The organism is Brevibacillus nigriterrae (assembly GCF_049846925.1).
In the GTDB taxonomy this organism is placed as follows: Bacteria; Bacillota; Bacilli; order Brevibacillales; family Brevibacillaceae; genus Brevibacillus_H.
Genome location: NZ_JBNCMT010000024.1, coordinates 13834 through 38236 on the forward strand (window position 1 = coordinate 13834; position 24403 = coordinate 38236).

A 24403-nucleotide genomic window follows, 5' to 3' on the forward strand; every position below is an offset into this window, starting at 1 on the left:
CCTCAATATTTTTGATATAATGAAAGGATGACTCTTCGGACGGAGGAACGAAAACCATGTTGCAACGGCAGTTAACGCGGGAACAAGTCACGAAAACAGGCGAGCAGATCCTCGTTAACATGAAGGACTATATGATCGAACGCGGTTATCAGTACTTTTCAGATGGCCGAGTCTTTAATATACAGGTGCTTGACAGTACATTACTTACGAGCAATGTTCAGGGAGAACAGGTATATCATGTGACCATTCATCTGGAATATTTTCCAAAAAGCACCTGTACTTGTCCTTACGCTCAATTTTGCAAGCATATTGCAGCTACTTTTTTTCAAGCATACAGTGTGTTTGAGAATCCAAGAAACTTTTTGCAAGCGGCACAACAGCCACGGAAACCAAGCTTCTCCCCATCCATGTTGTATCCCACTTACAAGAAAATGGTTGGTGAGCAAGAGCGCAAACCATTGTTTATCCAGGGTGTTACCATTACCGAGAACAGCAGTGTTAGTGATTGGTATCGGTTCCTGACAAATTGGTCACGCAATTTGCTGACAGCCATGGAAATCAACAGAGCCTCTACTGAGCTGTATAACAGTTATCAACAGGTGCTAGGCGCTACCCAATCGTGGACAGAAGATGCCGGACAGCTTTTCACGATTCATGCGAACCTGTTTCATCTGGGTATCTTGCAAGAATATGTCCAACGCAAACATTCATCCTACTGGTTGCAGGATTTGGCACAAACAGCGAATAACCTCGTCGAGCAATTGGAAGCCATTCTGTTTTACATGGATAAAACAAACGTCAAAGAACGGTTGCATGGACATCTGGAGGAAACACTGCAAAAAACCAAAGAATTGAAGTTATGCGACCCCACTTCCAAAGCAATGTTGCAAGCTTATCGTATTCTATGGTGGGAATTATTTCGTGATTCTGATTGGATACACACGGAGACCAGCGAACTCGAACAACTGATAAAGCGTCCAGACAACACTCCTGCGGAAAACAGCAAATATCAGATGCTTAGAGCGCATTTTTTTGTCATGGAGGGAAAAGATGAGGAAGCCTTGTCTGTTTTCACGCAATGTCAGGGGCTTTCGCTTACTTTTTATCTTTTGTATATCAAGGCATTTGCACGTAACAGCGATTGGACACGTGTCCTATTTTGGGTAGATCGTTTAGATTCCGTGATTGGGACTGCAGATACTACGGAATATAAATTGGTCATTGCCATCTGGCAGCATGCGATGGAGCTGACCGGACAAAGGGATGAATGCGGGCCAAAGCTTCAACGATTCTTACCTCAGAGCTTTCACGATTACGCTGCTTACTTGATCGAACAGAAGCAATTCAAACTCTGGCTCGACCTGCAAATGTCGTTACAAGTAAACAGTGCAGATGTCAACAGTCATACGGTCAAGGATCTGGAAGAGGCTAATCCCGCCCTCTTGCTCCCTTTTTATATCAGGGAAGTAAACCTTTTGGTCAGCCAACGGAACCGGACAGCATATCGAGATGCGGCGAAACTGTTGAAAAAAGTACGCCTGTGCTTCGTCAAAGCGAATCAGGAAGAGAAATGGGATCAGTTCATCCTTCGACTGGCTGCCAAACATTATCGCTTGCGAGCATTCCAAGAAGAGCTGAAGAGAGGAAATCTATACTCATGAGTGTAGTCGAGACGATATCAATTTCAGGTACCATCACAGAGGATGGTCTTTTCCAACTCAAAGGTACGAACCATACAGGGCAAGCAGTCGATCCAGAAGTCCTTGCTTCCCTGCTATTTGCTTGGGATGAAGCTTCCTTTTATGGGACATTTGTTGAAAAAACCGAAGAAACCATTCTGCTTGCGCCAACGGAAGCGCTCGCCTTTTTCACCAATCCACAATGGCTCCACTATGTATCCTTTCACCTGAGTGAGCAAATGGTTGGCTTCCAAGAGTCTGCGCAACTGATTCAGAATGCTTTAAGCGCAGGCAATTTTATCCCTTCTATGGAAGACTGGAAGCACGGTGAAATCGGTTGGAAACTCTCTTGCAATCACCCTGAAACCGTACCAGACTATGCGAACCGTTGGCTATCCCATATCATCAACGGCCTCTTGACCAACCAAGCTTCTGTCATGACTGCATGGCATCAGCTACAATCGCACTTTCCTGCCCTTTTCATCATGGGAAATGAGCTGTCTGTGCATGTCCGAGAAACAGAATGGCTGCAAACAATTGGTTGGCTTCCAGACGATACACCTTTCCGCACCTGTATTCAATTGATCGAAGCTGAGGATCAACTGGGAATGTGGCGTTTGCAAATTTTGTTGCAGGACCGGGAAAACCTTGAACTGCTCGTCCCTTTGTCACACGAACAGATAAATGAAGAGGACCTCCCCACTTCCTGGAAAGAATACAGGAATCGATTGGTTCGAGATATCCAGAAATGCAAGGAGATTGTACCGTGGTTAACAGGCGACGAGCATAGTGCTTCTCTATTGTCACAACTTACAACAGATCAGGCGTGGAGGTTTCTCACTGAGGGTAGTCTGGAACTGATCCAAGCGGGAATTCATGTTTTTCTCCCGGCTTGGTGGGAACAGGTGAGACGAGCAAAACCGAAACTGAAAGCGAAAGTCCTCTCTTCTGTGGGTTCTCACAATCAAACGTTTGTGGGGATCTCACAGCTAATGGATTTTGAATGGAAGCTTTCACTCGGCTCACTGGAGCTTTCAGAAGAAGAGTTCTATCTGTTGCTAGAGCAAAAAGAGCGGCTCATGAAAATCAGAGATCAATGGGTACAGCTAACCCCTGAACTCATATCCCAGTTGCAGAAGACCATGAAAAAAACAAAGGGAAAACATGCGCTTTCGTTACAGAACATAATGAAAATGCATTTCATGGGTGAGACCGATCAAAAGGAAGAAGCGCAGGAAGAGCCAGACTTGTCGCATTCTCTGCAAGTTGAAGTTGAGCTGAACCAGCATCTGCTTCATTTTATTCACCAGCTTCAGCAGCTTACACAGATCCCGATCCAAGAGCAACCAACGACCTTTCACGGAACATTGCGTAATTATCAACTAGAAGGAAGCTCGTGGCTTCTGTTTCTTCGTCAATTTGGACTTGGTGCTTGCCTTGCAGATGATATGGGTCTTGGGAAAACCGTGCAGTTCATCAACTACCTTCTCCAGCTAAAGGAGCAACATACGGACCGTTCCCCTTCTCTATTGATTTGCCCTACCTCTGTGATTGGCAATTGGCAAAAGGAATTGGAGCGTTTTGCCCCCTCCCTGCAGGTATATATCCATTACGGTTCAGGTCGTAAAAAAGGCAAGGAATTCGTGACTGCGATACAGGGAGCAGACATCGTGATTACTTCCTACTCTCTTTCTCATCTGGATGAATCGGATCTTACGGAAGTCATATGGAACACGATTTGTTTGGATGAGGCGCAGCACATCAAGAATGCATTTACCAAACAAGCTTCAGCGATAAGAGAATTACAGGCAGAGCATCGGATTGCGCTGACCGGAACACCGATTGAGAATCGACTGACCGAATTATGGTCTATTTTTGATTACCTGAATCCTGGGTATCTGGGCAGCTTGCGTGAGTTTTCGCAACGGTTTGTTATTCCGATCGAGCGAGACAACGACCAGCAGCTTGTCAAGCAAGTCCAGCGACTCATCCAACCGTTCCTGCTGCGACGGGTCAAAACAGATCCACACATCCAACTGGATTTGCCCGATAAAAATGAGGGAAAAGAATATGTTCCTCTCACGGCCGAGCAAGCAACGCTGTACGAAAATACACTTCAGGGGATGTTCGGACGACTCGATGAACTGTCCACGATGGAACGCAGGGGACTTATTCTGACTACCCTCACCCGTCTCAAACAATTGTGCGATCATCCACGGCTCATCTTGCAAGAAGGTACGGGGATCGATGACAAAGCACGTTCACACAAAATTGAACGGTTACTCGAACTTGTACAAGAGATCCGCAGTAAAGGAGAACGTTGTCTCATCTTTACGCAGTACATTGAAATGGGAAATTTGATGCAACGAATCTTGCTTGCAGAAGGTCATGGTCCAGTCATCTTTATGAACGGGTCTACTCCAAAGGAAAAGCGGGACCAAATGATCTCTTCTTTCCAAGACACCTCTCTTCCCGATGACGAACGCCCTGGAATCTTTATCTTATCCTTGCGTGCAGGCGGGACAGGACTTAACTTAACGGAAGCGAACCATGTCTTCCACATTGACCGCTGGTGGAACCCTGCGGTAGAGAATCAGGCAACAGACCGAGCATACCGCATTGGTCAGCAACGGAATGTGCAGGTTTATAAATTCATTACGCTCGGCACAATTGAGGAACGAATTGATGAAATGATGGAGAAAAAACTGAGCCTGAGTCAAACGATTGTTGGCAGTGGCGAAAACTGGATTACGGAGCTTTCCACAAATGAGCTTCGAGAACTGTTTACATTACGACACGAATGGGTGGATGAAAAGGATAGATGGATACCATGAAGAGTAACAATGGTAATAAGCTTCAACCACTCGATCACTCCCAACTCCCTGAGGCGTGGCAACGCTTATATGAAGAGATACGAAAAGCTGTTCAAGTGGAAGAAAATGATGAATGCTCTGCGAATGAAAATAAGATGACCAGGAAAGAGAGATACTAACATGTATCTCTTTTCTTTATGTAATTCATCACTGCAAAATGGGAAATGTTTGTTTATAATTATTATTCTATACACAATTCACACTATTCAGTTTTTTATTCTTATTTTTGTTAAAGGAGTGATTTTATTTGGAGACGAATAAAAGTACAGCGGCATTAACCTTTTCTACGATTGCTATGATTGTTTCATTTGCTGTCTGGTCAGTACTTTCTCCATTGGCGAACCAGTTTCAGTCAATGTATTCACTGACCTCCACCGAGAAAAGTATTCTTGTCGCCACTCCTGTCCTACTGGGTTCGATTATGCGCATTCCCTTTGGCATTTTAACAGATCGGATCGGTGGCAAGAAATTATTTACTTTTCTCATGTTATTTCTCGTAATACCCATGGTTGGAGCGGGATTTGCCAGTTCATACGGAGAATTGTTATTCTGGGCGCTTTTTATCGGGCTGGCCGGAACAACTTTTGCTATCGCAATCAGTTACGTCTCCAGATGGTATCCGCCTGAACAACAAGGCCTTGTCTTGGGAATAACGGGAATGGGAAATCTGGGTACAGCCGTTGTCGGCTTCCTCATTCCTACGATGGTTGCGAGTTTCGGGATACCCTGGTCGTTTTGGATTTTGGCGGGTTCAATTGGCGTGATGGCAATTATCTTTTGGCTATGTACGGAAGAACTGCCCAAGCCAGAACAGGTGAAAACGTTTCGAGCTGCATTATCCGTGATCAAGATTCGAAAGGTGTGGGTACTCTCTTTCTTTTACTTTGTGACATTCGGCGGGTTTGTCGCATTCAGTCTGTATCTGCCTATTTTGCTACAGGATTTGTTCGCTTTGACAACTGTAGATGCCGGATTTCGAGCGGCTGGATTTGTTTTGCTAGCTACTTTTATTCGACCGATTGGCGGATACTTGTCAGACCGGATGGGTGCAAGCAAAGTGTTGTTGGTTGTCTTTGCCGGTATTTTTATTGACGCCCTACTCATTGCTTTCTTCACAGATCAAATCAGTTTTTTCAGTGCAGGTTGCTTGAGTATTTCCTTGCTAGTCGGGATTGGGAATGGTGCTGTATTCAAGCTTGTACCACAGGTGGTGCCTGGAAATACCGGAGCAGTTACTGGATTTGTTGGGGCCGCTGGCGGTTTGGGAGGCTTTTTCCCTCCGATTGTATTAGGTGCGATTCGGGATGCGACTGGAAGTTATTTTCTCGGGTTTATCCTGCTTGCCCTTGTAGCGTTTTGTTGTTTATTGGTGCATTACAGGGAGTTCGCAGAAACAGAAAGACATACATATGAATAATTGAAAAGAGGTTTTTTTCCATGAAGGTACTTGAAACAGAACGGTTAGTTATTCGCTGGTTCTCACCAGATGATGCCGCTTTTATTCTTGAACTTCTAAATGAGCCATCCTGGATCCAGTTCATCGGCGATCGTGGCGTCCGAACATTGGATGATGCTCGTGCCTATATTATAAATGGCCCTGTAGCGATGTATGCCCGAGAAGGCTTTGGACTCTATTTGACCGAACGAAAAGACACTGGTGAGCCAATCGGGATGTGCGGATTAATTAAAAGGGACACGTTGGAGGATGTGGATATTGGCTTTGCCTTTCTGCCCAAGCATTGGTCACAAGGATTTGCCTATGAGTCCGCCTCGTCTGTGCTCGAATATGGGAAAGATGTGCTGAATTTAAAACGAATTGTTGCCATCACTAACCCTGATAATCATCCTTCTGGCAAACTACTTGAACGTTTGGGTTTCCAATTCGAGAGAAAGATCAGACTGGCTGAAGATCAAGATGAGCTTCGATTATTCGGGATTAATTGGTAAAAGTAAAAGTGACCCTTACAAGGGTCACTTTTTTGCATCAGTTTTGAATTTTGTCAGTTAAAGCATCAATATTGTTCAGCAATTGATTCACTTGCTGTAAAGATTGAATGATTTGCGTTTGGGTGTTGTTAATTTGCTGTTGAAGTAATTGGAATTGCATCGATGCAGAAGGATCGTGTGCTTGCAGCATTTGTGCAAATTGAGCGAGTTGTTGTTCATAGAAATCAAATTGTTGAGCAACCATGTTGGCGTTTTGAAGCAATGATTTCCCTGCTTTTACTTCAGCGTCAATTTGATCAGCTACACGAGCCGACTTCGAACCAAATCCAAACCCTTGGAACATGCGATCTGCCTCCATATTGGTAAAATTTTGGGTTATCCCATCCCAATATATGTGTGACCGCAGTGAAATATTTCTTATTTTATTCGTTGATTGTACTGAAAAATCCCCTGACAATTTTCCAGGTTGGTATTTCAATCACAGACAGATCAGGAAGCCTGATGGATTTCCATTCTTCCGAGGTAATTCTTCTGCCGAGCAAATCACTATAAAAGGCTGTAATAATCCTGCCATGACTTACAATTCCTACTGATTCATTGGTTTCATCAAGGATCGAGGCAACTGCCTTGCGTATCCTTTTTTGTGCGGCTTGGAAATCTTCAAAATCGGGATCAGGTTTACCCATGAAGTATTCACTGACTTTCATTTGAAAATCACTGGCTGAAAGAAATCCTGTCCTCATCTCAAGCTCTCTCAAGTCATGATGCACTTTGCAAGTGGCACCTATTGTTTCTGCAACGATCTTTGCTGTCTGTTCTGCTTTTGGTTCTGGGCTATGGTAAATCATTTTGAGATGATGCCAGTCTTCCCGTAGCGCCATCTCTCGTGCTGCCTGGATTCCAACATCAGATAATGTCCAGTGTGTTGGTTCTGTAGTTGGATCAATTTGCACTTTGGAGTGTCTGATCATATAGAGTTGTTTCAAGATTAGACCACCTCTTAGAAAAAGGGACTACTCGACTGCATAACCGATTAATTAGCTGACTTTCATGACTAATCACCAGTATGCCTATCTGGCGCTCATCGGCAATATTACGTACAGCTTGCCAGATTTGTGCCTGTGTAATTGAATCAAGCATGGTCGTCATTTCATCAGCAATCAAAAAACGGGTTCCAGGACCGAGTGCTCTTGCCACACAAAACCGCTGCAGCTCACCACCTGACAGCTCATTGGGCATTCGATTTAGCCATTGTTGCTCAATTCCTAATACTGATAGAATTTCTGGTTCAGGTGACCACCCTTCATTCAAGGTGCGCCACATCGGCCAACGGGGATTGACTGCTTTCTCTGGATGCTGAAATACCAGTTGAACTGGATGGTAACCCTTTACAGGAAGTGCAGCCCCATCTAGTGTAACCGTACCTTCCATTGGCTGATTGTACCCGGCCATCAAGCGCCCCAAGGTTGACTTGCCACAACCACTTGGTCCAACAAGTCCAACGACTTCACCCGCAGTAATTTGTAGATCAACACCACGGAACAACCACTCTTGCTTGTTGTAACGATAGCCCAGGTTTTTTCCTTCAAGAAGCATGGCTGCACCTCACCATCCCGTCTCTAACCTCTCTCATTTCGATGACACTTTCCCCGCAATGACTGGATGCGTGCAAACAACGAGGCGCAAAGGCACATCCAACAGGTATTTCACCCGTTGGTGGCTGTGTGCCTGGAATAGGGGTAAAGCCATTTTGCGGAAGAGCTCTCCATAGTGCTTTGGTGTATGGATGCCTCAGGCGTTCGCCTCCACCGGAAAAATCTTCAGCATTTGCAATCTCGACGGTACTACCTGCATAAAGAACGGCAATCCTGTCCGACACGGTGATTGCTGATCCGATATCATGCGAGATTAGTAGAACTGCACAGCCTTGATCGGCCAACTCTCTGAAACCTTGCAACGCCTCTTTTACAATGGACGGATCAAGACCTGGTGTAGGCTCATCGGCGATAATCAGATTGGAATTACTGACCGTTGCAGTAGAAACAAGAATTCTTCTTGCCATTCCCCCAGATAGTTGAAACGGGTAGTAATTCTCTACCTCACGCTTCAATTGGTAACGGCTAAAAATCTCTCGTTGAGCGGCAACAGGGTCTCCTACCTTCACTGAATGACGAACTTGTTCGCCCACTCGCATCAAGGGGTCAAGGTATTGAATCGATTGAGGAACCAATGCGAGTTGGTGTCCTCTCAGTTCATCTTGCTTGGCTGGAGTAAGTTCTTCTCCGTCAAATCGCATGGTTCCTGTTACTTGAGAATTACTTGGGAGAATCCCGAGGATGGCATGTGCCAAGATGCTTTTTCCAGAACCGCTTGAGCCGATGACCGTCTGAACCTCGCCTCTGTTTATGGAAAGCTGAAGGTCACGTAGCACACGAATCGTTTGCCGTCGCAACCCTTTTGTGTATTGAGTAAAGCTTACTGACAAATTGTCTATTTCAAGAAGAGCCAATTCTCTCTCCCCCTCATTTCCATCTAGCTTCCACATTGTCTGTTATTCGTGAGCATGCTTTGGGTTGATCAACATGCGCAGATGTTCTCCCAGTCGATCAATAGACCTGACAATCAACAACAGGCACAAACCCGGACAAAACGCCAGCCACCACATTCCCGTTGAGAGGTATCTCATCGATTCGGAAAGGATAATTCCAATGGCAGGCTCATGCGGAGACAAACCCAATCCGACGAAGGAAACAGCCGCTTCATGGAGGATCGCATGCGGGATGATCAAGATCAGTCCCACCATAAGTTGTGGTATCAGATGTGGCAAAATATGACGTGTTGCAATCCAAAGCCTGCTCTTGCCCAAACGCTTAGAAATCAGCACATATTCTGCGGAACGAAGGTGTAGTACTTCTGCACGAATGACCCTGGACAGACTGGGCCAATGGGTCAGGGCAACCCCTATAATAACGCCTTTGGCTCCACCTCCAAGAACAAAAGCTATTAATATCAGTGTCACAAGATGTGGAACGCTTAGGAATAAATCAATCAACCAGGAAAAAAAGCGATCGACATATTTTCCCATAGTGGCAGCCAAAAGCCCAAGCACCAGAGCGATGACAACACTGGCCAATCCGGCTGTCAGCCCAACCTGTAGGCTAAGTACTAACCCTTTTATCGTGCGTGTAAACATGTCCCGTCCCAACCAATCCGTCCCGAATGGATGCTCGACCGTTGGTGACAGGTTCCGAATTTCCAGATTTGTGCTCAGGTTATCATCACTTAGTAATAACGCGCTGATCCACGTTCCTAGCAATAAGACGATAATGAAGAGAGAAGATCCGAGCGTACGGTGACGTCTATTCATAGTGCCCTTCCTTCCCGGATTCTAGGATCGATCAGTCGGTACGCTATATCAGCAAATAGATTACCAATATAAACAAAACATGTGCTGAACAATACAATACCAAGCAGCAAAGGTACATCTCCACGTAGCCCTGCCTCCACAGTTGCCTGTCCCAAACCAGGATAAGTGAAAACCTGTTCAGCAAGAACTGCACCCCCAAACAGCTCACTGAAAGAAGTGAATTGCAAGGTTACTGCTGGAAGTGCTACATTGCGTAAACCATGCCTCCAGAACAAAGTAAACCCTTTCTCACCTCTGGCACGTGCAAACAGTACGTAATCACTGGAGAGAACGTCAATCAACTTTTGCCTTGTATGCAAAGCGATCGAAGCGATTCCAACAAAACTGAGGGTGAGTGCAGGCAAAATCATATGTATCAATCGATCGAACAGTGTCACCTCTTCTGACGATACCCCTGCGGGAACTCCTAATCCGATAGGAAACCAGCCAAACCATACCGAAAATACGAGTAAGAAAAGGATTCCAAGCCAGAAAGTAGGGGTAGAAGCCAACGTGTAACAATACCACCGGATCAACGCATCAATCCATGTGTTTTGTTTCATGGCAGCCAACACGCCTGCACTAAATCCGATAAGACCGGATAGAACCCATGCGGTTCCCATCAGTAAGACCGAACTGAAGAATCGTTCCTGGATCACTTCCATTACTGGTCGGCGGTAGATCATAGATGTTCCCAGATCACCACCAAATACAGCACTGACCCAGTGAATAAATCTTTCGACGGGAGGCTTGTCCAATCCCCAATATAAAGCAATCGCCTCACGCTGTTCTGCACTAACTCGCATCATATCAGCACCTACATATGCTTGAACAGGGTCGATCGGCGAGTGCTCAACGAGTGTAAAGGAGATTGCACTTACTGCCCCCAGTAATAAAACCAGTCTTATACTTTTTTGCAGGATATACCCCAAAATACGTTTCAACTTCACAACATTCACGTTTCTCTGATCTATTTGGTCCATTGCCATTCCTCAATATTATCCGTGACGGGCCAGCCATGTCCGTGCGGGTGAATTTTTTGATTGCCGATATCCAATCCATCCTTTACGAGGTAAACATGATTGATATTAACCAACCAGGCCCATGGTGCATCCCCTTTTGCACTAATTCCGGTTTGGCCATCCCACTGCGCCTTTTTCCACAGTTCGATTGCGTCTTGCTCGTTCGTTGCTCTCAATGCCTTGTTCATATAATCTTCTACCACTGGATTGCTATAAAACCCGGGATTATAATACTCAACACCACCGAATTTACTACTGTGAACGTTATACATTTCAAGTGGATCATGACTTCCCCAGCCGAATAGAACGGCATTGGAGTGCATCAATTTTTCGATGTCGTCCCAACTTTTTGCCTCGACCTTTATGTTAATTCCGAGCGGTTTCACCATATCTGCTGAGGCAATCGCCAATGATTGGCGGGTCAAATCGCCTGAAGGATACACCATGGTAAACTCCGCTTTGAGATTTCCTTTTTCGACAATTCCGTCTCCATCGCTATCCTTCCAACCATTCCGAGCGAGTATCTTTTTTGCCCCATCTAAATCCGCATCTTTGATTTGCGCTTCCGGATTATACCAGGGCAAACCATCATTCAACGTATACGCAGGTGTTCCGTATCCATCCAGCACACCGTCAATCAATGCTTTTCGGTTCAACGCAATATTGATCGCTTTACGGATGGAAACCTCAGCCGTTACATCATTACCGATTGGATATCCTTCTTTTGTTTTGCTTCCGGATTTTACAAAGGGAAACATAATGCCTCGGTTATCTACACTTTGCACAGCCTCGATATGCAAACCAGTAACGGGTTGTTTGGTAAATGCAGAAGGAATGGCTGTTACATCAACCTTCCCAGCCTTTGCTGCTGCAAAAGCAGCATCTTCATTCAAAAACAAAAACGTAATTTTCTTGAATTGTGATTTGGGCCCATAATATTCTGGATTCGGTTCCACAATGACTTGTTGTCCTTTATCCCACTGAACGAGTTTAAATGGCCCCGAGCCAATCGGCTTTTGTGCATAATCAGTCCCGTGTGCATGTTTGGGCACAATTCCAGTGGCTACCAACATTTGCATAAAAGTAGATTGAGGCTCTTTCAGCGTAAACTTGACGCTGTGCTCGCCGATTGCCTCCACACTTTTCAGGTTGCTTAGATCAATCGCAGAGCCACTCTTCGCTGCCGTCTCAAATGTATATTTGACATCCTCTGAAGTAACAGGGTTTCCATCAGAGAACTTCACATTCTTTTGCAGATTTACGGTCCACACCATACCATTTTTACTGATCTCATAACTCGTAGCCAAATCGTTAATAATTTTCAGATTATGATCACGCTTGAGAAGGGTGCTCTGGAACAAGGGAGATCCGTAACGCCCCCATCCGGTTGTCGGATCAAATCCTGCTTCTGGCTCTCCACCGATTGCAATAATAAGTTCATCTTTGCTGCTGGATGCTGCCTCTTTTGACTTTGGTGAACATCCCGTAATCATGAGAACGAATACCAACATGATCACGAAGAAAATTCTGAAACTTACTTTCACTTTCAGTCACTCCCAATATCTTTCTCTTCTATATATATCCAGTAACACGAAACATAAAAATCGTAACACATGTATTTGGGCACGTACTGATCCATTTTCATCGAATTTGTGTCTTTTAAGTTGCGGAAACAAAAAAGCAACGTACCTATTGCTAGGTAGTTGCACATGGAATCTTATTCCAAGAATGGAAATGCCTCAAATGAAAAATAGTAATATCATAGGAGGCGACCAAGGATGATAAACATTGCAGAGGCAGTTTCCCACGTTTTGCAATCTTTCGTAGACGATGAACCGAAATCTCCTCTTCATATCGGAGAAGCAATGAATTGCTGGACTTATCTAACAATGTTAGAAGAAGAAAAAGCAATTGTGCAAATTATGCTGAACACAACAACAGACGACGTATTGATTGATATGCTTCATGTATCCGAACAACTGGCAGACAGTCAAATCATTAAACTAAAAGAATTCATGCAGGTAGAAGGTGTATCCCTGCCTCCTGCCTCTGAAGAGAGACCGAAATCTGAACCGAATTCAATCCCTTTGGGAGTCAAACTAACGGATGAAGAAATTGCCAACACACTCGCAGTGAAAGCAATAAGCAATATCATGATGTGTGCGAATGGAGCAAGTCAATCTGTTCGAAATGATGTTGGACTCATGTTTTCACAATTCCTTGGAGAAAAGCTTGTCTTTGGCGCAAACCTGAAAGCAAAAATGCGGCTGCGGGGCTGGATCAAGGTTCCCCCGTACTATTATCCTCCGGGCTTGCCGAAACAATAAAATCCGTGCTTTTTTCCTTTGATTTTTGCCATTTTTCAAGCAGATCTTGTTCACGTTCGGGTTCCATTCCTGCTTTCCAGCGAATATCATCCGGTCTAGACTGAACCCAATAGAGCGTTTCGGTGATCGTATCCTGGAGTGGACGGAAGCTGAGTCCCGCCTGTATCGCTTTCTCTTTACTGGCTGCAAACATCCAAGTGGGGCCGTCTTTTTTGATCCATAAAGGCAGTTCAATCCATTCACCCACTTCATGCTGGATCAGGAAATCTTCATCTATCCATGTTTGTTGAATATCCGATTGGCATGCCAGTTGGCATTGTTCCACCAATTCTTCGAACGTACAATCTTTACCAGTGACATTGTACGTTCCGGTTGCCTGTTTCTCTACCATCCGAATCGTCCACTCGGCGAGATCACGAACATCGATAAATTGCAGCCTTTGTTCACGAGGTGTAGGAAGTAAAACTTCTCCTCCTTGTGAAATTCGATGCGGCCAGTATGTAAAGCGATCAGTGTAGTCTTTTGGACCAACAATCAAACCTGGACGTATGATCAGTGATTGATCCGGCATGAGTGTTAGCAGTTCTTGTTCGCATCGTGCTTTGAGTGCACCATAATGCAGAGATACATCTTCCGACTGCTCGTCTTCCAATTCCAGGATGGGAGCATTCTCATCGATGAGATCAGAGTTCGAACTGCCTTGATAGACAGAGATGGAAGAAATAAAGGTGTAGTGTTTCACTCGATTCATTAGCAATTCAACTGATGCTTTCACAATTCGAGGGACATATCCAGATGTGTCAATGACTGCGTCCCACTCTCGATCTTGCAAGTTCTCCAACTGCCCATCCCTGTCACCGAGTAGTACCTCTACTTCAGGAAAATCAGCCGATTGATAAGAGCCTCTATTAAATACCGTCATCTCATGCCCTGCTTGCAATCCAGCTTGAATAAGATGCCACCCGACAAAACGAAACCCGCCAAGCAGAAGAATTTTCATGTTTTCCCCTCCCTCTGCTTATTAGATGCACAAATGACGGGAATAGTTTTATAGGGGATAAAGATTTGCCAAAATCTGTTTGCTGCTTGTCTGAATTCCTTTCTCCTGTTTTCCACAATGACTCAGTTCACCGATCAGACGTTTTATCAGTTCTGTAGCGAGTTGTGTCTCTTTCTTTTCCAAGCGTACTGTTAGTTGAACGGCATCTCCTCCATTGAGGATTCGTTCCGCTTGTCTTTTTTTTGTATCGTAATCATGTTCTTCGATATGAGCAGTCAAGCGAATCTCTTTTATCTTTGCTCCCTTATCGGCTTTTCTTTCTTTTTGTTTCTCTTTGTTCACCTGATTTTTGAATTCACTTTGTCGGACAAGCTTACAAGGCGGCGGGCTGGAAGATAAGGAGAGACAGACCAAATCTACTTGAAGGTCTTTTGCCATCCGCAGTGCTTCTTTTGTTGAAACAATGCCTAGATCTTCTTCATTTATCCCAATTAATTGTACCTCTGATGCTTTAATTTTTTCGTTCATGATCATCGTTGGGTTCACCGTGCTTTCTTCAGTTTCAATTATGTAACAAAACGGAATGCAGTTCGTCACATTCAATAACAACACATTATATCTGGAATGGAGAGATATCATGAGGATATTCATGATCGTTCTAATTGTAGCAGGTTTGTTGCAAGGTTGCTTACCCCTTGAGAAGGCAAGCCGAAATAATAATAGCACCAATCAGAATACTGCTCCTGTGAATACACAGCCTGAACAACCTCAGCCCGAGCAGCCACAGCCAGCAACACCCGAACAACCAACGAATGGACAGCAACCTGCAACTGAAACGGTACAACCGACGAAGCCAGCAAAAGAAGAACAACAACCAAAAGTATACGGGAATGAAACCTTTCAAAATGTAACTGTTAAAAAAGTGAAGGAAAATACTTACGAGGTCAAAGGAAAAGCAAGAGTATTCGAAGCTACATTCGGGTACGTGGTAGAAGACGGGCATAATGAGCTTAAAAAAGGATTCGTGACAGCCAGTGCAGGCGCACCTGAATTTGGTGACTTCCAGTTTACCATAGAGGTTGCCAAAGCAGAACCCAACTCAACCTTGATGCTTATTTTATTCGAGGAAAGCGCCAAAGACGGAAGCAGAATACATGAGCTTCCCATTCCATTGCCCGATAAATAAAAAAAATGCCCACAGGAGACACTATTCTCCTTGTAGGGCATTTTTTGTCTTATGTTTGCGCAAAATATAAACGAGAGGCAGAACTTACATGGGAGTTACCATATATGACTTTGTTCTTTTACTTTGCATTAAATATAATTGCGGTCCTTTTTCTCATAAAAAGAAAAAGAAAACTGCACATCCTTGAAGTCATGGTTTATTGGATGGTCGCTTCCTATGCGTATCAAAACTTTTCAGCGCTCTGCTATATGAATTTTAAAACTTTGTTTATTCCCGAAAATTTTATGGATGAGTATACACATTTCCTTAATCGGATTGTGCTTTTTCCTGTACTCATGGTTACATTTCTTGAATTTTTTCTGGTACTAAGCTCAAGTTGGAAAAAGCTTTACTTACTCATAAGCTTTGTTTTTCTTTTCAGTGGGATCGAATGGATATGCAATTTATTGGGTGTACTAATCCATGTCAATTGGCGGATATGGTGGTCATTTGCATTTTGGTTCAGTTCGCTTTTGTTTCTGATAGGATTTATGAAGTTTTTTCGTAAACTCCTTTATAAAGGGGCATCGATTGTATGAATGTTACCTTCGATTGGAATGAATGGTTTTTTATCATATCAACCTGTGCGATTATCTTACTGTTTTTGCCGATCAGGAAGTACTTTTCTCCTGCTTTAGTCACCATTATATGGGTATACAATATCACTTTAGTTTCAACCATCGATTATTTTTTAATTGCCACTCCCTATGAAATGTATTATTTTGGCGATAACCCTACCTATGAACTTTCTGGTACATTATTTCATTTATTTATGTATCCGTGCGCTTCCCTACTCTTTTTATTCGCTTACGAAACGTGGGAGCTATATGGCATTAAAACGGTTTATTATATTCTGTGCTGGACTGGTTTCTCATTATTTTTTGAATGGATTTGTGTTATTAACGGTGCTTTAATCTATACCGGTTGGAAGTTATATTATTCCATTCCCGTCTATCCAATCGCAGCTTTCCTGTTGATTTTTATTTATCGCTTTTCTAAGAAGAAGCTTTATGAGCTTTCCCTTCCCAAATTTCCAAAACAACAATAAAAAATTCCCCCCAAACACGGCTGAGAGGAAATTAAAATGGTATGAAATCTTTAATCATTACGATGTCTGCGGAAATTCATCAACACATTTTCTGACCAATCACGGAATCTGTCTTCAATTTGATCCTCGGTAGCACTGAAAATATATACTCCATACACGGGATCGACATGCTGTACCGTTGTTGCGAGCAATTGGTTGTATTCCACAATATCCTCTACTTCACTGAAATAGACGTCATAGGTATTCGTGCTGTTTTTTCGCTTGATGGCCACTGCTTCTACACAGGGAATATAGGGCGTCAAAAAGTTGTCTACTTTTTTCTTTACGGAGAAATCATAGTTGTTTAAGCTGAAATATTCTGTCTGAGTAATCATCGATTATTCCTCCCTCTCTCTGACACCTTTATGATATACGGAATTTCAACTCTAGGTAGTGATGAATTTCACAAGCTCATGAAGTCTCTAACACTCGTAGCTGGTTAATCATGTGACGGATGGTTACACTAGGTAAAAATGAAAATGTGGGAAAGGGTTGTTAGCACTTGATGACCTTGATCAGACCGTTACGAAAATGGAACGTCCTCCTTGTTATTCTGATCATCCTGCTTGCTTTCACTACGTTATTTCGTTATTCGCCCTTTCATTGGAAGGAAGAAAACAAGGTACAGGTTCAAAGCAATGAGGCAAAGAGAAAAGTCATCATTCTCTTGATTGATTCCCTGTTGGCAGAACCTATGGAGTATTTATTACGTACGGGCGAGCTGCCAGCCATTGCCTTTCTGATGCAGCATGGACATTATCAAAGAGAGATGATCAGTTCATTTCCTACTATGTCGGTTACAATCGACAGCACACTGATCACTGGAGCGTATTCCGATAAGCATAAAATCCCGGGGTTACTCTGGTTCGATGCAAAAGAACAGCGGATGGTTGATTATGGCGATGGCCTGCGGGTTGCCTGGAAACCGGGAGTATTCCAATGGTTTTGGGACAGTTTCTATCAATTAAACCAGGTTCATTTATCAAAAGACACAGCTACTATACATGAGGAGTTGTCTGCCAAAGGCTTCACGTCCGGTTCGATTAACGGATTACTCTATCGAGGCGACAAGACGCATCATTTTGGGATGAAAGGAATATCCAATGTGACAGTAAAAGGACCGGATGTGTTGGCATTAGGGGCCCTCGCCCGTGTAACGTCTGACAAGCTTCCCACTAGTCCCGTCCAATCACTCGGAATGAACAATAACTACTCGATACAAAGTGTTATTAGTCTCATAAAACAAAGGCAGTTGCCTGATCTGACTCTAGCTTACTTCCCTGACATGGATGGAAAGCTGCACAAAGAGGGACCCACTCATCTAGAGGGAATTAAGCAAGTAGACAAGCAGCTTCAACAGCTTCTGAATTCATTTGGGAAATGGGAAAATGCGCTGGCCGAACATGTCATCATTCTCATGGGAGACAGTGGTGTTACTGCAACGGTACGGCGAGGTGAAAAGCCTTTAATCGATGTGGAATATTTGCTCTCGGGCTTTACTTGCTTTCGTATGGGGGAAAAGCGCAGAGATTCACACGATATTGCGATAGCGGTAAACGGACGGATGGCTTATGTCTATTCCTTGTCTTCACGGGCTCCTGTTCCTTTGCTGGTTGATCGGTTGAACCGGGATCAAAGAATTGATCATATCGCCTGGCGAGAAAACGAGTGGATTCACGTCGTTCAAGGAACTCGTCACATGAGTTTTCGTAGCGGATCGGAAATTATGGATCACTATGGGAAACGATGGGATATTCGTGGTGATGCGGATTGCTTGGGCTTGATCATTGACTCACGAGAACGAACAGTCACCTTCACTGATAATCCGGATGCTCTTAGCCGTCTGGAAAGTGCGTTTTACTCACATGAAGGCGAATTTCTGATTGTCTCGGCGAAACCAGGAATGGAAATCTCTGCAGATGGTGCCCCCAATCATCCTGGTGGTGGGAATCATGGTTCTCTCCATGCAACAGACTCACTGTTTCCTTTTCTCATTGCTCCAAAAGAGAATACTCCTGCTCCCCCCGAACGAGTGGTCGATGTAAAAAATTATGTGCTATCGCTAATTGAGATTGAAAAAGGCATGAAAAAAGAGTGACCTTTATTTAGTCACTCTTTTTTAGTTTCTGTTGTTGTTTAAAATTCCGGCAGGTTATCGAGGTTATTAGATGAATCTTGATCAGGAATGCTGCGAAGGTGCTTGCCTCCATCTCGCCCTTCCAACACTTCGACATTCGCTATCAACCCTTGTGAGACCAATTGTTGGGCCACTAGCGTGTCAACCTCATTTCCGTTCGACAATTTCAGTTTGGTAATGTTACCGTCACTGTTTTTGCGGACGGCTACAACCGTTGGTGCATTTTGTTCAGTCATTACGCATTCCTCCTTCTGTTCGTTACCTATATAGGTTTACCAACAAAATGGGAACGATACGACCGACTGATGCAACCTTATACGCCAGTACGTCTGCGCTGGTTATTTGGTTTTTTGGTTTGCTGACTTTTCATCATCTGATTGCCAGCTTTTACATTCACATTGGAATTAGCTTGTTGTTGCGCCTTCTTCTTTTCTTCCAATTTACGTTTCATTGCTTCCTGCAAGCTCATTTTGCCCGACTTTTGTGTAGCTCCATCCTGTAGATTGTCATTTTGTTCTGTCATGCCTACATCTCCTATCATATCTCCGTCCATGTTCTCATGAAAAGAGTCTCATATTACAAGTGTTGGGTTTTACTCTCCTATTTTATTCGATTATGTCCGTGCCTGCCAGTGTGTATTGCTGAAAAAAGCCAAAAATTATCTGTATCAACGAAAAGTGTAGATGAAAGTATAAAATCCCAAGAATCTGTTCATCCTACATAGAGATCACATGGTATATAGTTACGCTATTATTATGTGTCAAATTTTCCTTTATTTTTAGGTTGGAGGTTATTTCATGCAAACGGGAACAGTGAAATGGTTTAATGCAGAAAAAGGATTTGGGTTTATCGAGGTTGAAGGTGGTGACGACGTATTCGTACATTTCAGTGCGATTACGGGAGAAGGTTTCAAATCGCTTGATGAAGGTCAACGAGTTCAATTTAATGTTGTCCAAGGCAACCGCGGCCCACAGGCGGAGAATGTGGTAAAACTCTAGTCCATCCTACCAATAATGAAACATGACGATTGCTTATTGCGATTAGATGAAGCATCGGAAATGTTGAATTTATGCTGATAGACTTCTGTTGCCAAAATAAAGAACTGCCCACTCACAATCCGGCAGTTCTTTTTCTGTTTTTCTTATTTGACTGTTTTACTCTTTTTCTTGAAGAAAAGTCTCCGATATTTCTTGTACTGCTTTTTCATCCGGGAAGATATAGTACAATTCCTGATTAACAAGCGGGTCTAACGCTTTTCCTGACTTTCCGTGAATTTGCGTATAGGATAGCTGCTCTCCAGTTAGTCCTTTGAATAACAAGGCAAGACTCACCAGATCGTCATCCGTAAAATTGGTGTCGAGAATGTCAGTGCGGATGCTTTGTAACAAATGATATATTTCCGGGATATTTTCCGGTTTCAACAATTTACTTACTACTGCCTTCATGACCAACATCTGGTCTGCTTGTCGTCCGTATTCGCCGTCAGGGCGAGAATACCGCTCACGAATCAGTTTCAATGCAAGCTCCCCATCAAGATGCTGATCTCCTGCGGGAATTTCCAATGGTTCATAGGTCATTCGCACCGCATGTGGCAAGTTCACGTCGATCCCGCCAATTTTATCAATGAAATGGATAAACCCTTGAAAGTTCGTTTTTATATAATAATTGATGGGAATATCGAGAAAATCACTAACGGCCTGACTGGTAGCCATCGTTCCTTCCCGGGAGCCACCTTTTATTTCACCGAGAATATGAGCATGATTAATCTTGGTTTTGCCGATTCCATTGATTTGCACCTGCGTGTCTCGTGGTACGGAAACGATATTCACCTGTTTCGTCTTGACGTTGACATGTGCGACCATAATCACATCCGTGCGGGAGTTTTCCTTTTCTCTTGCATCAATTCCCAATAGGAGCACATTAAAGTGATTTGAGGGAAACGGTACGACTGAAGCCGATGAATGATTTTGACTGGTAGCTGTAGGTTGTGAAGTTGATTGTGTTTGTGCGGGAGCTTGAGCCTGATTATGACGTCTGTCAAAAATGGAGTCACTGGTGAGGACAGGGTGGATTTTTTGTTGAAAATGAGTTTCCGGCTGTAATTGTGAAACTTTCCAATAACCATATACGATCGAAAGACAAAAACCAATCAAGAGAACCAATAAAACCGAATGAACGATCTTTTTCCATAGCGGCTTCTGATACGGGACTGTTGCCTGATACCATTTGCTGATCCGCTCGACCACAACCTCTTCTGTAAAATGCTGTTCGATCCTCTCTCTGCCCTTCAAACCAAGTTTGGCTTGCAACTCGGCATTTTCGATCAGCCGTATCAGATTCTTGGCAAGTTCGTCGGGATTGCGGTAAGGAGACAATAACCCGGTCTCTTCGTGAACAACGAGTTCCTTTGTTCCCTTGACATCTGTCGCTACAATTGGCTTGCCAAAAGCCATACTTTCCATCAGAATACGTGGAATCCCTTCTTTTTGGGAAGATAGCACGATGAGATCAGATAATTTAATCCAGTGATAGATATTATCCTGATAACCAAGGAATTTGACATAAGGCTGGAGACCTCTCTCAGTCACTTGTTGTTCGAGTTCAGTCTCGAGATGCCCGTTTCCAGCCAATAGACAGAGTATGTTTGTTGTGCCACGCTTTACTACCTGTTGAAGTGCCTCAAATAACAGCGCATGATCTTTGACCGGCTCCAGTCTTGCGGCCACGAGCAGCAGGGTTTTGCCCTCTGGTATGTCGTATTTCATCTTATACTCGTCCAGTTCTTCCAACGAGATTTCCTGACTGATTCGATCGAGCAAAGGCAAATGTACACCATTGCCTTCGTAATGCAGCTTTTCTGTGGGGAGATACTTTCGCAGCGTTTTGAGATCTTCATCGTTTTGACTGCAAAGATAGTTACAGTACTTGGCTGCAAACAACTCCAGGGACAGATATGTGTAATACTCCAATCTGGATTGTCCAGCAAAAAAAGGGAGCCCATGCACTGTATGAATAATAATTGGTACCCGGGCTTTGTGTGCAGCTACTCTTCCGAGAAAACCTGCTTTGGCGTTATGCGTATGGACAATATCGGGTTTGATCTTTCGCAGCAAACGAACAAGCTGGCGAAATGCTAGCCAATCCTTTCCTGCCCGAATAGACCTCTCCATTGCTACCTCGTGTAACTGGATGCCTTTTTCCTGAAGTTTGTAAACGTACTGCTCTTCATGTTCTGTACCCTCAGAAGAAGACACAATATGAACCTCGTATCCTTTCTCTGATAGAAGGATGAGTTTATCCAGAAGAATTTTATAGCTTAGCTTGGAGGTGCAAATATGAACAACCCGCTTGCTCAATAAGACACCTCCTCATATAATCCGGAGCTGCGCAGCCAATGAATAAAGTGATTCAATCCCACTTGCAAGCTTGTTTGCGGACGGTACTGTAACAATCGGGATGCCTTGTCAAGGGATGCCCATGTTGCCGGTACGTCTCCGACCTGAGCCGGAAGTTGGTGTATGATCGCCTTTTTGCCAACCGCCTCTTCAATCGAATGTATGAGGTCGATTAATTTTACAGGCTGATCATTGCCAAGATTACATACTTCAAAACCTTGTATCGGAACAGACATTGCAGCACAGATTCCTGTTACAATATCGGTTACATACGTATAATCTCGGCACGTTTGCCCATCTCCGAACATGGAAATCGGTTCACCACCAAGGATTTTGCGACTAAAGGAATGGATCGCCAAATCTGGCCGTTGGCGTGGACCATACACAGTGAAAAAACGCAGTGCTACGATCGGCAATCCATAACAATTGCTATAGCTTTGGCACAGCGCTTCTCCGGCAATTTTTGTTGCGCCATACGGTGAGGCAGGTAGCAGAAGCGGGTCATCTTCCGTGAACGGTACTTTTTTATTTAATCCATACACCGAACTGGAAGAAGCGAAGATCACTTTTTTTACCTGATGGGCAACGGACAGATCGAGTATATTGGCTGTCCCATTCACATTCGTCTCAATGTATCGTTGAGGTTGTTCCACGGAGGGACGTACCCCTGCTTTTGCTGCCAGGTGAATGACCAGATTTGGTTGCCATTCGGCAAAGATGGGTTTCATTTGTTCTACGTTTGCTATATCTGCTTCGACCAATCGGCAAAATCCTGATTGAAGAGCACCAGATATATTAGATTCTTTGATCCCCCGATTGTAAAAGGAATCGAAGTTATCGACCACACACACTTCCATCTGATCACGAACGAGAGAATCGACCATATGACTACCAATAAACCCTGCTCCGCCTGTAACTAGTATCCTGTTCAAGTGGTTCGCCTCCCCACTCCTTCATAAATAAATCCAAGTTCTCTCATTCTTTTAGGTTCCATCGCATTCCGCCCGTCTAGAAAAACAGGATGATTCATCACTTCACGTAGTTGTTGCAAAGGCAGTTGCTGGAATTCTTCCCACTCAGTCACAAGGATGACTGCATCACTCGCATAAAATACTTCCCCTGCTGATTGTGCAAAGCTGATTTCCAGTTGAGGTTGTTCAAGCTTCAATCTTTCTAATGCAATGGGATCGAATACGGTTACCTGGACATCGTTACGAACTAATTGTTCGATAATGGCAATAGAAACGGCATCACGCAGGTCATCTGTATTTGGTTTAAATGAGACACCGAGAATGCCCACTCGCAATCCTTGCAATTGACCGAAAAGAGCACAAAGACGCTTATGCACCCACTCTCTTTGCTGCTGATTCACTTCTACCACGGATTGCAACAGCTTCATTCTGGTTTGATGCTGCTCTGCAGTTCGGATGATGGCCTGTAAATCCTTGCCGAAGCAACTTCCACCCCATCCCAGCCCAGCTTGCAGATACTTAGTCCCAATTCGCTGATCTAGCCCAATTCCATATGCAATTTCCTTGATGTCAGCTCCTGCAGCCTCAGCTAACTGGGAAAATTCATTAATAAAGGAGATTTTCATTGCCAGAAAGGAGTTTGCCGCATATTTGATCAATTCAGAACTTTTAGGATTGGTAACGATGAATGATGCTCTACCTCTCTCTTTTGGTACTGGGACCTCAACAGGTGGGGTAAAGGTTTGGTGAATCAATGGTTCATACAATGCTTGCATGATTTGTGCAGCATGATCATTTTCTGTTCCGACAATAATTCGGTCTGGAAAGAAGGCGTCTCGTAGAGCTTCTCCTTCTCGCAAAAACTCAGGATTTGCCACGACCTGAATGGACCTGGACGAACCGCGACGATTCAGTTCCAGTTGAATGATTTGGGCAACCTTGTCAGCCGAGCCGATCGGAACCGTTGATTTCATAACGATTAGCGGATCTGCTGTATCAGGAATATGCTCTCCAATTTGCTGCGCAACAGCCTCTACATAGCGTAAATCCACATCACCATTTGGTTGCGGAGGTGTGCCGACGGTAATAAAGAGAACATCAATATCCCAGTTTAAGTCGCTCCATTCGTAAAGAAAATCAACGTTCTGTTTCACTTGACGAAACAGAGAGTGTAGCCCTGGTTCATAAAAAGGTAACTCCCCCTGCAACAGGGTTGTAATTCTATTTTGATCGCTGTCCAAAAATGTAACATGGTTGCCCAGGTACGCAAACGTCATGCCTGCTGTAAGACCAACATATCCAGACCCGATGATGGCTAACTTCATCCGCTTCAC

25 protein-coding genes are annotated in these 24403 nt (G+C 44.0%); 10 read left to right on the forward strand and 15 right to left on the reverse strand.

Features of this window, described 5'->3' with window-relative positions; translation table 11 throughout:
- The first annotated feature begins 56 nt into the window (after positions 1–56).
- From ACPW7N_RS17435 to ACPW7N_RS17455, 5 genes are all read left to right on the forward strand, one after another.
- The gene (locus tag ACPW7N_RS17435) at positions 57–1661 is read left to right on the forward strand and encodes an SWIM zinc finger family protein (protein WP_425652387.1); all 1605 of its coding nucleotides are present in this window, start codon (positions 57–59) and stop codon (positions 1659–1661) included.
- Positions 1658–4513: a DEAD/DEAH box helicase gene (locus tag ACPW7N_RS17440; RefSeq protein WP_425652388.1), complete on the forward strand. Its 2856-nt coding sequence runs from the start codon at positions 1658–1660 to the stop codon at positions 4511–4513. The genes ACPW7N_RS17435 and ACPW7N_RS17440 overlap by 4 nt, the downstream gene beginning before the upstream one ends.
- Entirely contained in the window at positions 4510–4671 is a 162-nt protein-coding gene (locus tag ACPW7N_RS17445; protein ID WP_425652389.1) for a hypothetical protein, read from the forward strand. Before ACPW7N_RS17440 ends, ACPW7N_RS17445 begins: the two co-directional genes overlap by 4 nt.
- 128 nt (positions 4672–4799) lie before the next feature.
- Entirely contained in the window at positions 4800–5969 is a 1170-nt protein-coding gene (locus tag ACPW7N_RS17450) for an MFS transporter (RefSeq protein WP_425652390.1), read from the forward strand.
- 20 nt (positions 5970–5989) lie between these two features.
- Complete coding sequence (locus tag ACPW7N_RS17455) at positions 5990–6499, forward strand: GNAT family N-acetyltransferase (protein WP_425652391.1); 510 nt, start codon at positions 5990–5992, stop codon at positions 6497–6499.
- 37 nt (positions 6500–6536) lie between these two features.
- On the opposite strand, the gene ACPW7N_RS17460 is transcribed toward ACPW7N_RS17455, so the two are convergent.
- From ACPW7N_RS17460 to ACPW7N_RS17490, 7 genes are all read right to left on the reverse strand, one after another.
- Positions 6537–6842, reverse strand: coding sequence for a hypothetical protein (locus ACPW7N_RS17460; protein WP_425652392.1), 306 nt, complete (start codon positions 6840–6842; stop codon positions 6537–6539).
- Positions 6843–6921: 79 nt separating this feature from the next.
- Positions 6922–7485: a histidine phosphatase family protein gene (locus tag ACPW7N_RS17465; RefSeq protein ID WP_425652393.1), complete on the reverse strand. Its 564-nt coding sequence runs from the start codon at positions 7483–7485 to the stop codon at positions 6922–6924.
- Entirely contained in the window at positions 7442–8095 is a 654-nt protein-coding gene (locus ACPW7N_RS17470; protein WP_425652394.1) for an ABC transporter ATP-binding protein, read from the reverse strand. Before ACPW7N_RS17470 ends, ACPW7N_RS17465 begins: the two co-directional genes overlap by 44 nt.
- Positions 8085–9008 (reverse strand): ABC transporter ATP-binding protein, encoded by a 924-nt coding sequence (locus ACPW7N_RS17475; protein ID WP_425652395.1) that lies wholly within the window; start codon positions 9006–9008, stop codon positions 8085–8087. Before ACPW7N_RS17475 ends, ACPW7N_RS17470 begins: the two co-directional genes overlap by 11 nt.
- A 42-nt stretch (positions 9009–9050) precedes the next feature.
- A complete protein-coding gene (locus tag ACPW7N_RS17480; RefSeq protein ID WP_425652396.1) occupies positions 9051–9866 on the reverse strand; it encodes an ABC transporter permease in 816 nt (271 codons plus the stop codon).
- Complete coding sequence (locus ACPW7N_RS17485; protein WP_425652397.1) at positions 9863–10888, reverse strand: ABC transporter permease; 1026 nt, start codon at positions 10886–10888, stop codon at positions 9863–9865. The genes ACPW7N_RS17480 and ACPW7N_RS17485 overlap by 4 nt, the downstream gene beginning before the upstream one ends.
- Positions 10876–12438, reverse strand: coding sequence for an ABC transporter substrate-binding protein (locus ACPW7N_RS17490; RefSeq protein WP_425652450.1), 1563 nt, complete (start codon positions 12436–12438; stop codon positions 10876–10878). The genes ACPW7N_RS17485 and ACPW7N_RS17490 overlap by 13 nt, the downstream gene beginning before the upstream one ends.
- Before the next feature lie 267 nt (positions 12439–12705).
- On the opposite strand from ACPW7N_RS17490, the gene ACPW7N_RS17495 reads away from it, so the two are divergent.
- Positions 12706–13254, forward strand: coding sequence for a DUF3231 family protein (locus ACPW7N_RS17495; protein WP_425652398.1), 549 nt, complete (start codon positions 12706–12708; stop codon positions 13252–13254).
- On the opposite strand, the gene ACPW7N_RS17500 is transcribed toward ACPW7N_RS17495, so the two are convergent.
- A complete protein-coding gene (locus ACPW7N_RS17500; protein WP_425652399.1) occupies positions 13208–14254 on the reverse strand; it encodes an NAD-dependent epimerase/dehydratase family protein in 1047 nt (348 codons plus the stop codon). The genes ACPW7N_RS17495 and ACPW7N_RS17500 overlap by 47 nt on opposite strands.
- A 48-nt stretch (positions 14255–14302) precedes the next feature.
- A complete protein-coding gene (infC, locus tag ACPW7N_RS17505) occupies positions 14303–14788 on the reverse strand; it encodes a translation initiation factor IF-3 (protein WP_425652400.1) in 486 nt (161 codons plus the stop codon).
- 115 nt (positions 14789–14903) lie between these two features.
- Between infC and ACPW7N_RS17510 the strand changes: the two genes are divergently transcribed.
- Together ACPW7N_RS17510 and ACPW7N_RS17515 are read left to right on the forward strand one after the other, a co-directional pair.
- Positions 14904–15440 carry a Gmad2 immunoglobulin-like domain-containing protein gene (locus ACPW7N_RS17510; protein ID WP_425652401.1) on the forward strand — a complete coding sequence of 179 codons (537 nt, stop codon included), beginning with the start codon at positions 14904–14906 and terminating at the stop codon, positions 15438–15440.
- A 574-nt stretch (positions 15441–16014) separates the two neighbouring features.
- Positions 16015–16527 (forward strand): hypothetical protein, encoded by a 513-nt coding sequence (locus tag ACPW7N_RS17515; RefSeq protein WP_425652402.1) that lies wholly within the window; start codon positions 16015–16017, stop codon positions 16525–16527.
- A 50-nt stretch (positions 16528–16577) separates the two neighbouring features.
- Here ACPW7N_RS17515 and ACPW7N_RS17520 read toward each other — a convergent pair whose 3' ends face one another.
- Positions 16578–16901, reverse strand: a complete 324-nt coding sequence (locus ACPW7N_RS17520; RefSeq protein WP_425652403.1) for a hypothetical protein — start codon at positions 16899–16901, stop codon at positions 16578–16580.
- 170 nt (positions 16902–17071) lie between these two features.
- On the opposite strand from ACPW7N_RS17520, the gene ACPW7N_RS17525 reads away from it, so the two are divergent.
- The gene (locus ACPW7N_RS17525; RefSeq protein WP_425652404.1) at positions 17072–18664 is read left to right on the forward strand and encodes an alkaline phosphatase family protein; all 1593 of its coding nucleotides are present in this window, start codon (positions 17072–17074) and stop codon (positions 18662–18664) included.
- Between the two features lie 38 nt (positions 18665–18702).
- Here ACPW7N_RS17525 and ACPW7N_RS17530 read toward each other — a convergent pair whose 3' ends face one another.
- Positions 18703–18939 carry a DUF3892 domain-containing protein gene (locus ACPW7N_RS17530; protein ID WP_425652405.1) on the reverse strand — a complete coding sequence of 79 codons (237 nt, stop codon included), beginning with the start codon at positions 18937–18939 and terminating at the stop codon, positions 18703–18705.
- 77 nt (positions 18940–19016) lie between these two features.
- A complete protein-coding gene (locus tag ACPW7N_RS17535) occupies positions 19017–19226 on the reverse strand; it encodes a hypothetical protein (RefSeq protein ID WP_425652406.1) in 210 nt (69 codons plus the stop codon).
- A 274-nt stretch (positions 19227–19500) separates the two neighbouring features.
- Between ACPW7N_RS17535 and ACPW7N_RS17540 the strand changes: the two genes are divergently transcribed.
- Positions 19501–19701: a cold-shock protein gene (locus ACPW7N_RS17540; protein ID WP_425652407.1), complete on the forward strand. Its 201-nt coding sequence runs from the start codon at positions 19501–19503 to the stop codon at positions 19699–19701.
- A 156-nt stretch (positions 19702–19857) separates the two neighbouring features.
- On the opposite strand, the gene ACPW7N_RS17545 is transcribed toward ACPW7N_RS17540, so the two are convergent.
- The 3 genes from ACPW7N_RS17545 to ACPW7N_RS17555 are packed head-to-tail and all read right to left on the reverse strand — an operon-like array spanning position 19858 to position 24394.
- Positions 19858–22059: an LCP family glycopolymer transferase gene (locus ACPW7N_RS17545; protein ID WP_425652408.1), complete on the reverse strand. Its 2202-nt coding sequence runs from the start codon at positions 22057–22059 to the stop codon at positions 19858–19860.
- Positions 22056–23030 (reverse strand): NAD-dependent epimerase/dehydratase family protein, encoded by a 975-nt coding sequence (locus ACPW7N_RS17550; RefSeq protein WP_425652409.1) that lies wholly within the window; start codon positions 23028–23030, stop codon positions 22056–22058. The genes ACPW7N_RS17545 and ACPW7N_RS17550 overlap by 4 nt, the downstream gene beginning before the upstream one ends.
- Positions 23027–24394: a UDP-glucose dehydrogenase family protein gene (locus ACPW7N_RS17555; RefSeq protein ID WP_425652410.1), complete on the reverse strand. Its 1368-nt coding sequence runs from the start codon at positions 24392–24394 to the stop codon at positions 23027–23029. Before ACPW7N_RS17555 ends, ACPW7N_RS17550 begins: the two co-directional genes overlap by 4 nt.
- Positions 24395–24403 lie beyond the last annotated feature (9 nt).

What these genes read in the sequence shown, in the direction of transcription:
- ACPW7N_RS17470 (WP_425652394.1), bottom strand. Translation starts at nt 8,095, where the DNA reads ATGCTTCTTGAAGGAAAAAACCTGGGCTATCGTTACAACAAGCAAGAG.
- ACPW7N_RS17535 (WP_425652406.1), bottom strand. Translation starts at nt 19,226, where the DNA reads ATGACAGAACAAAATGACAATCTACAGGATGGAGCTACACAAAAGTCG.
- ACPW7N_RS17460 (WP_425652392.1), bottom strand. Translation starts at nt 6,842, where the DNA reads ATGTTCCAAGGGTTTGGATTTGGTTCGAAGTCGGCTCGTGTAGCTGAT.
- ACPW7N_RS17485 (WP_425652397.1), bottom strand. Translation starts at nt 10,888, where the DNA reads ATGGACCAAATAGATCAGAGAAACGTGAATGTTGTGAAGTTGAAACGT.
- ACPW7N_RS17490 (WP_425652450.1), bottom strand. Translation starts at nt 12,438, where the DNA reads ATGTTGGTATTCGTTCTCATGATTACGGGATGTTCACCAAAGTCAAAA.
- ACPW7N_RS17530 (WP_425652405.1), bottom strand. Translation starts at nt 18,939, where the DNA reads ATGACTGAACAAAATGCACCAACGGTTGTAGCCGTCCGCAAAAACAGT.
- ACPW7N_RS17520 (WP_425652403.1), bottom strand. Translation starts at nt 16,901, where the DNA reads ATGATTACTCAGACAGAATATTTCAGCTTAAACAACTATGATTTCTCC.
- ACPW7N_RS17440 (WP_425652388.1), top strand. Translation starts at nt 1,658, where the DNA reads ATGAGTGTAGTCGAGACGATATCAATTTCAGGTACCATCACAGAGGAT.
- ACPW7N_RS17510 (WP_425652401.1), top strand. Translation starts at nt 14,904, where the DNA reads ATGATCGTTCTAATTGTAGCAGGTTTGTTGCAAGGTTGCTTACCCCTT.
- ACPW7N_RS17500 (WP_425652399.1), bottom strand. Translation starts at nt 14,254, where the DNA reads ATGAAAATTCTTCTGCTTGGCGGGTTTCGTTTTGTCGGGTGGCATCTT.
- ACPW7N_RS17480 (WP_425652396.1), bottom strand. Translation starts at nt 9,866, where the DNA reads ATGAATAGACGTCACCGTACGCTCGGATCTTCTCTCTTCATTATCGTC.
- infC (WP_425652400.1), bottom strand. Translation starts at nt 14,788, where the DNA reads ATGATCATGAACGAAAAAATTAAAGCATCAGAGGTACAATTAATTGGG.
- ACPW7N_RS17515 (WP_425652402.1), top strand. Translation starts at nt 16,015, where the DNA reads ATGAATGTTACCTTCGATTGGAATGAATGGTTTTTTATCATATCAACC.
- ACPW7N_RS17455 (WP_425652391.1), top strand. Translation starts at nt 5,990, where the DNA reads ATGAAGGTACTTGAAACAGAACGGTTAGTTATTCGCTGGTTCTCACCA.
- ACPW7N_RS17495 (WP_425652398.1), top strand. Translation starts at nt 12,706, where the DNA reads ATGATAAACATTGCAGAGGCAGTTTCCCACGTTTTGCAATCTTTCGTA.
- ACPW7N_RS17555 (WP_425652410.1), bottom strand. Translation starts at nt 24,394, where the DNA reads ATGAAGTTAGCCATCATCGGGTCTGGATATGTTGGTCTTACAGCAGGC.
- ACPW7N_RS17540 (WP_425652407.1), top strand. Translation starts at nt 19,501, where the DNA reads ATGCAAACGGGAACAGTGAAATGGTTTAATGCAGAAAAAGGATTTGGG.
- ACPW7N_RS17525 (WP_425652404.1), top strand. Translation starts at nt 17,072, where the DNA reads ATGACCTTGATCAGACCGTTACGAAAATGGAACGTCCTCCTTGTTATT.
- ACPW7N_RS17445 (WP_425652389.1), top strand. Translation starts at nt 4,510, where the DNA reads ATGAAGAGTAACAATGGTAATAAGCTTCAACCACTCGATCACTCCCAA.
- ACPW7N_RS17435 (WP_425652387.1), top strand. Translation starts at nt 57, where the DNA reads ATGTTGCAACGGCAGTTAACGCGGGAACAAGTCACGAAAACAGGCGAG.